This window comes from Metabacillus niabensis, assembly GCF_902829255.1.
In the GTDB taxonomy this organism is placed as follows: Bacteria; Bacillota; Bacilli; order Bacillales; family Bacillaceae; genus Metabacillus; species Metabacillus niabensis.
This window is the reverse complement of the sequence record NZ_CADEPK010000374.1, coordinates 1-6019: the sequence shown is the minus strand read 5'-3', so window position 1 is coordinate 6019 and position 6019 is coordinate 1. Positions and strand designations below refer to the sequence as shown.

At 33.4% G+C, this 6019-nt stretch carries 5 protein-coding genes and 1 pseudogene; 5 read left to right on the top strand and 1 reads right to left on the bottom strand.

What is annotated here, in order from left to right:
• The first annotated feature begins 315 nt into the window (after window positions 1-315).
• Window positions 316-966 (top strand): DUF421 domain-containing protein, encoded by a 651-nt coding sequence (locus tag HU235_RS21940; protein WP_174881587.1) that lies wholly within the window; start codon window positions 316-318, stop codon window positions 964-966.
• Between the two features lie 89 nt (window positions 967-1055).
• Here the strand turns inward: HU235_RS21940 and spoVB are convergent, their stop codons facing one another.
• Entirely contained in the window at window positions 1056-2627 is a 1572-nt protein-coding gene (gene spoVB / locus HU235_RS21935; protein WP_174881586.1) for a stage V sporulation protein B, read from the bottom strand.
• 156 nt (window positions 2628-2783) lie between these two features.
• On the opposite strand from spoVB, the gene HU235_RS21930 reads away from it, so the two are divergent.
• The 4 genes and pseudogenes from HU235_RS21930 to HU235_RS21915 all read left to right on the top strand — a co-directional run.
• The gene (locus tag HU235_RS21930) at window positions 2784-3077 is read left to right on the top strand and encodes a post-transcriptional regulator (protein ID WP_145583239.1); all 294 of its coding nucleotides are present in this window, start codon (window positions 2784-2786) and stop codon (window positions 3075-3077) included.
• A 114-nt stretch (window positions 3078-3191) separates the two neighbouring features.
• Complete coding sequence (gene secF / locus HU235_RS21925) at window positions 3192-5087, top strand: protein translocase subunit SecF (RefSeq protein ID WP_174881585.1); 1896 nt, start codon at window positions 3192-3194, stop codon at window positions 5085-5087.
• A gap of 207 nt (window positions 5088-5294) precedes the next feature.
• Window positions 5295-5606: a LapA family protein gene (locus HU235_RS21920; RefSeq protein WP_095303149.1), complete on the top strand. Its 312-nt coding sequence runs from the start codon at window positions 5295-5297 to the stop codon at window positions 5604-5606.
• Between the two features lie 93 nt (window positions 5607-5699).
• A pseudogene (locus HU235_RS21915) lies at window positions 5700-6019 on the top strand (single-stranded-DNA-specific exonuclease RecJ); the annotation flags it as partial.

The window sequence follows — 6019 nt, the reverse complement described above, 5'->3', positions numbered from 1 at the left end:
TCCATATAGAATGGCTTTTCCCCATTTTTTTGATTCCACTTTCACATCCCCTTCCCATCTACATGAAATCAAGCTTTTGAAGCTCGTCTTAATACAGAATATTCATGTAAGGGAAAAATAGAATAGATTTCTTTACATCTATATGTATTAACAGACCTTGATTATAGGAATAGCTAAAAATATGTATTTTTATATTGAATGTGCGAGGCTGAGAAAGGAAAATCCTTTTGTATTAAGTAAGTTTCGTACATAAAAGTTGTAGTAACGATTAAACTAACAAAAAAGCTTTGAAGATAGAAGGAGGAATGCCATCAGATGGATATGTATGTTTCCATTGTGGCAAGAACAATCATATTGTACTTTTTGATTGTTTTTATTTTTCGACTAATGGGAAAGAGAGAAGTTGGTGAGTTAAGTATATTTGATTTGGTCGTATTTTTAATGATTGCAGAAATTGGGATTACATCGATTGAAAATCATAAAGATCCATTACTTCATACGATCATTCCAATGTCTGTCCTTCTTCTTATTCAAATTTCACTAGCTTATTTATCGCTTAAAAGTGATAAGGTACGTCATCTTCTTGATGGTAAGCCGACAATCATTATTAATCGGGGAAAGGTTGACGAACATGCTATGAGGTCACAGCGCTATAATTTTGATGACCTTTTGACTCAGCTTCGAGAACAAAACATAAATAATGTCGCTGATGTTGAATTTGCAATTTTAGAATCGAATGGGAAATTATCGATTATTGTGAAAAACGAAAATGAACGGCAAATGCTTCATCTACCACTTATCATTGATGGACATATTCAACAAGAAAATTTAAAAATGATGAATTTGAATCAATTTTGGTTGAAAGAGCAATTGAAGAAATTAGGTTATAATGACTTACAAAATATATCATTATGCTCATTTCATAAAGGAAAACTGTCTGTTGATATTAAAGATGAAATTAAATAAAGAAGAACTTAACCGTTTATTATCATAGTAAAAAAATAAGACAAGTACTTCAATTTAACGTAAATGAAGCTACTTGTCTTATTAGCTTATTACTTAACCGGAATAAGCTTTGCTAAAAATGAACCAATGAATGGAATTCGATTCATTTCTTCTCTATCGATTAATTTAAAGAGTAATAACAAGAAGCAATAAACTAGTGATGTTATGCAAATAGCTATAATTAAACGAATCGAATCATTTAAAGAATCAATAAGAAAGTGATAAAAATAATAACCTGTTATTCCAGAAAGAACAATTGTTATCACACTCTTAATATATGCCCGCACATGAATAGTAAATGGTACGACTTTCATAACCGTTGCAAAATGGAGCAATGTAGTTAGGATTATACCGATGGCAATTGCTAATCCTGCTCCGATTATCCCTAATGACGGTCTTGTCGCTAAAATGAAAATTAAGGCAGTTTTAACAGCTGACCCAATTAAACTGTTGATCATTGCCGCTCTAGCTAAGTCTAAGCCTTGTAATACTGCTTGAAGGGGACTTTGAAAATAATGAAAGATAAAAAAAGGAGCAAGAACTTTAACAAAAATAGCCGACTGACTATTACCATACATAAACACCATTAAAGGTTCTGCAAAAATATATAGAACAACACTTGCTAATCCACCAGTTACGAGGGAGAGTCTTATCGCTTGTTGTAGACGGTGCTCAACAAGAAACAATTTTTTTTGTGCCATTGCTTCACTTATAGCAGGAACTAGTGAGGTGGAAAGAGAAACTGTAATAAAAGATGGTAGCATTAACAACGGTAATGCGTAGCCTGTTAACCCTCCATATTGTTTTGTCGCTACCGCTGTTGCAACACCTGCAATTGCTAAACTATTAGCAACGACAATTGGTTCGAAAAACCATGAAATTGATCCGATCAATCTACTTCCTGTTGTAGGTAAGGCAATACTCATTAATTGATTAAACGTTGACTTCCCCTTTTTTAAAGAGTTGAAAAAATTTCTACGAACCTTTAGTTTCTTTTTTACTTTAAACATCGTTAATAAATAGATGAGTGAAACAAGTTCACCAATAACAGATGAAATCATTGCACCTGCAGCAGCATATTCAATCCCATATGGCAAAAAGGCGCTTGTAAACAAAGCTACTAAAGAAATGCGAATCGTTTGTTCCAGTACTTGTGAGATGGCGGCAGGCTGCATATTTTGTTTTCCTTGGAAATAGCCCCTTATAACAGAAGATATCGCTACAATCGGGATAACAGGTGTTATTGCAAGTAATGGCCAAATAATCCGTTCATCTGTAAATATCGTATCGGCTAGATAAGGTGCAACAAAAAAGATAGCAGGGGTAAATAAAATGCTTAATGTCCCGGTTATTGACAATGAGACGACAAGGATTTTTTTTATTCTTCGATTGTCTCCTTGTGCTGCCGCTTCAGCAACTAATTTTGAAATTGCAACAGGTAATCCTAACTGAGTAATCGTGATAACTAGTACAAGTGAAGGGACTGCCATCATATATAAACCGACACCTTCCTCACCTATAAAACGGGCAACAACGATTCGGTTAATGAATCCAAGAATTCGCGTAATAAATCCAGCTAATATAAGTATAAGCGTTCCTTTCAGAAACGTCTGTTTTGTCATTTGTTCTCCCTGCCTTCTCAATTAACATGTAATTAGATACAATTACTATATGCGAAGGACTAGGCCAAGCATGACAAGTTCTAGGTATGAATCTGAAAAACAATTATCGCAAAATTTTTTAGATATAATTTTTGTATGAAAAAGGAGGAGAATAGATTGGATAAACAACCAATGGATGATTTTAGAGATCATATTAAACCAGCATTAAAAAGCAAGCTTGAGGAGTTTAAATTATTCGGATATAAAGACGTCACTGAGGCTAAGCTCTGGGACTATTTAAAAAACAAAAAATGGAGAAAGATAAAGGAATTATCTGTTCACGAAATTGTCAATGATGTACTATCCGTAAAAGTTGGAGATTATATGAATTATGCAACAGTAGAAACGTATAAAAATGGAAAATGGTTTGAAAGTGAAGAGGCAAAAGATTTATTAAAGGACTTAATTTAATACTGTTTTTTTAGCTGCTGAGTATATTTAAAAGGGGAAAGATTTCTGTGTGAAGAATAACGGGAGAAAAATACACATACAGTGATTACTTTTTGACTGTAAGGGGGATACATATTGGTCAAACGTGGGCCCATCATTGTTTTTTTTCTACTTGCTTTACTTTTTGTCTCAGACATTGCTTTAATAGCAAAAAAAGTAACCGACAATCATCTGTTTGGTTTGGAGTTACAAGGTGGCTATGAAATTTTGTATGAGGTCAAGCCTGTCAATAAAGGTGAAAAGATTACAAAAGATGTATTGAAAGGAACAGTCAATACATTAGAGAAACGTGTGAGGGTACTTGGAATTAACGATTATTCAATGCAACTTGAAGGAAATAGAATTCGAGTTTTATTAGCAAATGTTACAAATCGAACAGAGGTGATGGCAGGTCTTTCGAAACAGTTAGAATCACCCGTTCCCGTAAAGTTAGAGGAAATATACTCGACTTCTGTTGGAGCACAATATGGAGATAAGTCGTTAAGTAAAACGATATTTGCTGCAATAGTTGGTCTTGGACTTGTAACTCTCTTTTTACTAATTGTTTATCGTTTCCAAGGATTAATCGCAGTTATGACGTATGTGACATCCTTATCAATCACCTTGTTTATAATTGATTGGTTGAATGTAGATGTTACAATTCCTGTAATTGCAGCACTTATACTTGGTGTTGGAATCGCAGTGGATGCAAATAAGATTACTTTTGAGCGAGTAAAGGAAGAATTACAACTAGGTAAAAATATTCGTTTAGCATTTAAAGAGGGTTCTATACGCTCTATTATGGCTATTATTAATGCTAATTTAGTCGTTTTTCTTGTTGGGATTGTTTTACTTATTTGTGGAACAGGTTCTATAAAAGGTTTTTCACTAGCATTATTAACAATTATTTTAACAAATTTTTTGATAATTATTTTATTATCGAGGGTAGTAATGGGTGTATTAGTTAGAAGTGGTTTTTTTGATGAACGGCACCATTTTTACGCTGTAAAAAAAGAAGAAGGTTTGCAACAGTTTCATGAAGGACAATTACCGGTATTGGCTAAGTTTAAACATATTGACGCTTTAAAGTATCGAAGACCTTTGCTGATGCTATCTACTTTAGTTGTTTTCATTGGCTTTATCATCTTATTAGTCTTTAAGATGAATAATGGAATCGATTTTTCGACTGGAACGAGAATTGAAGTGTTGGCAGGGAAAGAGATAACTGCAAATGAAATGATTCATGAAATGGAGATATTGAATCTTGATATTGAACGTCATGATGTAGTGTTATCGGGAGCAGAAAATGAAATTGGCGTTGTTCTTTTTCAAGGAAAATTGGAACAGCAAAAAATTGATGATATAAAGAAGCACTTTAATGAGGTATACGGAACTGAACCGAATGTAAGCACATTTTCTCCTGCTTTAGGAACGAAAGTCGCAGAGAAGGCAGTCATCGGCTTAATTACCTCGATAATAGGGATAGGTTTATATGTCGCTACCCGCTATAAGCTTTATATCGCTATGGCAATTGTTACTTCTTTGTTATATGAGCTATTTTTCGTCGTTGCTTTTTTTAGCGCTACAAGACTTGAAATCAATATACCGTTTATTGCTGCGCTACTGACCATTGGTTGCTATTCGCTATATAATAAGGTTGTAATCTTTGATCGAATACGTGAAAATTCTAGAGAAATAGAGGGTAACAGCTTCGAAAACTTAAAATTAATTGTAAATCGCAGCCTTCATTCAACAATCATACGTTCTTTGACGACTGTTCTAATAGTAGTTACTATAATGGTTGTATTTATTGCTGCTGGAAGCCCTACGACGATAAATTTCTCTATTGCTTTATTAACAGGTTTTATATGCGTATGGTATACATCCCTTTTTATAGCACCACAGCTATGGTTCATATGGAAAGGAAAGCAATTAAATAACACTATAAAAACACGACAAAACAAGTCATTGCAACGTGAAACACATAGTTAGCAAAATTGTAAAAAATAAGGTCAATCTTCTAGATGAAATTGTTAATTTATCGAGGAGGTTGATTTTTTTATTTTTCTAATGAGCTAAAAAAATTAAATTTACATCATCAGCAAAGATGGGTATTATTAATATTTGTTCTCGGTGGACAAACTAATTATTGCAGGAAAAAAGTTCGTACAAAAACTATTGATTAAGGGAGAGAATGAAGTGAAACGACAATGGAGTATTATTCTTGCTATTTTATTTGCACTCATAATTGCTATTTTTGCTGTTATTAATGTAGAACCTGTACAAGTCGATTATTTATTTGGTCAAGCAGAATGGCCGCTAATTTTAATCATTTTAAGCTCGGTTTTAATGGGAGGGTTTTTAGTTGCTTTAACAGGTTTTATTAGAATAGTAACATTGCAACGTAAACTTAAACAGCTTGAAAAAGAAAACCTTCGTTTAAGAGATGACGATAAATTGGTACAAAAAGAGAAAAGATTTGATGAGGTAGTAGAGAAGGAAGAGGAGTAACTTAAAGAATGAGACAGGACTTCCACAAACAACCTTAAATTGAAACCCCTTGGCCTCTTTAGTATAATGGAAAGATTGAGGGGTGAAATTGGCATGTTAAAGGCAAAAACAAGGTGGATGATAAATCCTACTGATGAAGCAATAATAAAGACATTAACAGATGGTTTGGCTATTACACCACTTGTTGCTTCATTGCTCGTTAACCGAGGAATCCATACATTAGATGAAGCAAGGGAATTTCTTCATCAAGATTTAAATTCCTTTCATGACCCTTTTCTTTTAAAGGATATGGAAAAGGCTGTTAATCGCATAAAATTGGCGATTGAAAACAAAGAAAATATATTAATATTTGGTGACTACGACGCAGATGGTGTTAGTAGTACAACAGTTTTACTAACGACATTACGTAATTT

Bases quoted from the DNA above. Each gene is read 5' to 3' on its own strand.
- HU235_RS21940 (WP_174881587.1), top strand. From the start codon at position 316: ATGGATATGTATGTTTCCATTGTGGCAAGAACAATCATATTGTACTTT.
- spoVB (WP_174881586.1), bottom strand. From the start codon at position 2,627: ATGACAAAACAGACGTTTCTGAAAGGAACGCTTATACTTATATTAGCT.